This is a genomic window from Actinoplanes sp. NPDC051633, from assembly GCF_040681735.1.
In the GTDB taxonomy this organism is placed as follows: Bacteria; Actinomycetota; Actinomycetes; order Mycobacteriales; family Micromonosporaceae; genus Actinoplanes.
Genome location: NZ_JBFAZH010001133.1, coordinates 1 through 2,496, shown reverse-complemented (window position 1 = coordinate 2,496; position 2,496 = coordinate 1). Strand labels below are relative to the sequence as shown.

Here is a 2,496-nt window from a genome sequence, read left to right as displayed (position 1 = left end):
AACTCAACAACACACTAACGCCTGTTGGTTCCAACCAATAGGAAATTGGAATAAGCAATTAGTATAATGAGAGTATAATGTTGGTATAACGTTATGCAGCCGACCGTGATGAGCACGCTCATGACGATCGCAACGGGCAGCGACACGTTGCCCGTGAGCAGGTCCGTCGGAGCCACCTTGTCGGTGATCGTCAGCACGTACTGCTCGATCGACAGCACCCGCGTGCCGCTGACGAAACGGCCCAGCAGACCCTCCCAGATCAGGATGTAGACCAGGCCGAGCAGCACCGGGCGGCGGGTCAGCAGGCTGAGCAGCAGGAAGAACGCCGAGTACGCGCACGCGCCCACCGCGGCGCCCACCGCGAGCCCCGCGCCCAGCTTCCACGACGAGGCCAGCCAGCCGGCGATGAACAGCGGCACCGCGCAGGTCACCGCGGTCACCAGCACCGCGACGCCGAGCTTCGCCAGGATGATGTCGCGGCGCGGCATCGGCTTGGTCAGGATGTGCACGATCGTGCCGTCGTCCACTTCGGAGCCGAGCACACCGGTGCCGACGATGAGCGAGGTCACCGGCAGCAGCACCGCGAGGCCCAGCCCGACCAGAACAGGCGCGCCCCACTCCGCGGCGGGTACGTCGTACGCCCGGACGAGCAGCGCCAGCCCGACCAGCAGCAGCGGCAACGGCAGCAGCAGCAACGCCCGGCGCCGGCCGAACAGGCCGCGCGTGGTGATGTATGCGACCGTGGACATCATGCCTCCAGCAGGTAGGAGAAGACGCTCTCCAGGGACTCGTCGGAGGGCAGCAGCTTGCGCAGCCGGATGCCTTCCTTCAGGGCGATCCGCGGCAGGGCGCGGGTGAAGCTGCCGTAATCCGACGCGCGCACGATCATCCCGGTCGCCTCGATCTCCACGCCGCTCACCGACTCCTCGCCGATCAGCGCGACGGCCAGCCGTCGGTCGTCGGACGACTGCACCGCGAAGACGTGCGGGCGGTTGGTCATCAGCCGGCGGATCTCGCGATAGTCACCGGACGCCGCCAGCCGGCCCGCCACGATCACCTGGACCGTGCCGGAGACCTGCTCGACCTCCTCGAGGATGTGCGAGCTGAACAGGATCGTGTGCCCGCGATCGCCGAGGGCGTGCAGCAGGCTCATCATGTGCATCCGCTGCCGAGGGTCCATGCCGTTGAACGGCTCGTCGAGCAGCAGCACCTGCGGGTCGTGCACCAGCGCGGCGGCCACCCGGATGCGTTGCCGCATGCCCTTGGAGTACGTCTCGAGGCGGCGGTCCTGCGCGTCGGTCATCTCGACCAGCTCGACCGCCCTTTTCGCGGCCGCGGCCGGGTCGGGGAGTTTGTGCATCTTCGCGCTCGCCAGCACGAACTCGTACCCGGTCAGGAAGCCGTGCACGGCCTCGCGCTCGTTGACCAGGCCCAGGTGACGGTAGACGCCGGGGTTGCGCCAGGTGGCGCCGCCGTCCAGGGTGACCTTGCCCTTCGACGGGGCGAGGAAGCCGGCCATCATGTGCAGCACCGTGGTCTTGCCGGCGCCGTTCGGGCCGAGCAGGCCGGTCACGCCGGGACCCAGGGTCATGCTGACGTCGTTGACCGCGACCACGTTGCCGTACCAGCGCGAGACGTTCTGCAGCTCCATCGTGCTCACAGCGAGGCCACCTTCCGGTATCGAGCCAGCAGCAACAGCAGGCAGCCGAGGATCAGCGTGGCCGCCTCGATCGCGTACACCGGGCCGAACCGGCCGATCGGCAAGCCGGTGCCGTGGCCCGGGAACAGCCAGTTCCCCACGCCGCTGATCAGCATCATCGGGCTGGCCAGCCCGGACAGCTCCCGCGCCGTTTCCGACGGCAGGCTCTGCAACACCCCGAAGACCGGCGTGGTCATCAGGAACAGCGCCACGATGCCGCCGGCCGCGAAGGCGCGCTTGCCGGTCAGTGACGCGATCAGCAGGCTGATCGCGGCGAAGAGAACCGCCCAGATCAGCGTGTACGCCCAGGCGGGCAACAGGTCGCCGAGCTCGTTCCAGACACCGGACATGCCGGTCTTGGTGGTGAACGCGGCGCCCAGGAACATCACGAACTGCGGCACGCCGAGAATCAGCCACACCGCGGTGACCAGCGCGACGAACTTGGCGCCGATGTAGTCGGCGGCGCGCAACGGCCGGCTGAAATACAGCGGCAGCACGCCCGACCGCATGTCCCGCGAGACCAACTCGGGCGCCACGATCGCGACGAAGAGAATGACCAGCCAGCTCATCGCGTCGGCGAACTGGACGTAGTTGAGCGGCACGATGCCGGTCTGCGAGCGCACCGCGGCCAGGATCACCGCCACCAGCACCGTGATGCCGGCGACCAGCCACGGGAAGATCTTCGACTTGGCGCTGCGGCCGAAGCCGAACGCCACCCGCAGGCCGTGCACGTAGATGGCGCCCAGGACCGCGGCGCGACCCAGGCGAGGACCGGTGTACCGCTGGTACCCGATGTC

Annotated in this window: 3 protein-coding genes; all 3 read right to left on the bottom strand. The window is 68.0% G+C overall.

Annotation, left to right across the window (positions count from 1 at the left end; genetic code table 11):
- Positions 1 to 14: 14 nt before the first annotated feature.
- Entirely contained in the window at positions 15 to 749 is a 735-nt protein-coding gene (locus AB0M20_RS38015) for an ABC transporter permease subunit (protein ID WP_364305704.1), read from the bottom strand.
- Positions 749 to 1,651 (bottom strand): ABC transporter ATP-binding protein, encoded by a 903-nt coding sequence (locus AB0M20_RS38010; RefSeq protein ID WP_364305706.1) that lies wholly within the window; start codon positions 1,649 to 1,651, stop codon positions 749 to 751. The genes AB0M20_RS38015 and AB0M20_RS38010 overlap by 1 nt, the downstream gene beginning before the upstream one ends.
- 5 nt (positions 1,652 to 1,656) lie before the next feature.
- Positions 1,657 to 2,496 (bottom strand): ABC transporter permease (locus AB0M20_RS38005; RefSeq protein WP_364305702.1); only part of this gene is annotated, 840 nt, incomplete at its 5' end.

What these genes read in the sequence shown, in the direction of transcription:
- AB0M20_RS38015 (WP_364305704.1), bottom strand. Translation starts at nt 749, where the DNA reads ATGTCCACGGTCGCATACATCACCACGCGCGGCCTGTTCGGCCGGCGC.
- AB0M20_RS38010 (WP_364305706.1), bottom strand. Translation starts at nt 1,651, where the DNA reads ATGGAGCTGCAGAACGTCTCGCGCTGGTACGGCAACGTGGTCGCGGTC.